The organism is Collinsella sp. LCP19S3_B11 (assembly GCF_052121915.1).
In the GTDB taxonomy this organism is placed as follows: domain Bacteria; phylum Actinomycetota; class Coriobacteriia; order Coriobacteriales; family Coriobacteriaceae; genus Collinsella.
Window position 1 is genome coordinate 1 of sequence record NZ_JBQKDI010000067.1, and the last position, 358, is coordinate 358.

Consider the following 358-nt stretch of genomic DNA (forward strand, 5'->3'; position numbering starts at 1 on the left):
CCCATCGGGGAGCTGAATCACATCATTCGGGATGATGGTAAATGCGTCGAAGTTCCTGCCGTTCACCGTCCCGGACTCGCCCACGTGCCGGTAGGGCCACATCTGGTTCGCGTAGTTGATTCCGTGGATTGCGTTGTCCCACACGATGCCGCGCGTGGTGACATCCCGGTTTGACGAGCGGAGCCCCACGGGCGAGCGCCAATCACCCTGGCCCGGTGTCCCGCCGGTGAAGGTATCGCCGAAGACCCCGCCGACCCATAGTGCCTTCCCGCCATTGACGGACTTGCCGCCCTCGAACAAAAAGCCGAGGTCTGTCCCGCCGATGCCGAACCGCTGCGTGGGCTGGTCAGTCCCGCCG

1 protein-coding gene is annotated in these 358 nt (G+C 64.5%); it reads right to left on the bottom strand.

Annotated elements, in window-relative coordinates; all coding sequences use genetic code 11:
- Positions 1 to 358, bottom strand: a 358-nt coding sequence (locus ACTQV4_RS10410) for a DUF4185 domain-containing protein (RefSeq protein WP_441569796.1), incomplete at both ends; no start/stop codon positions are given.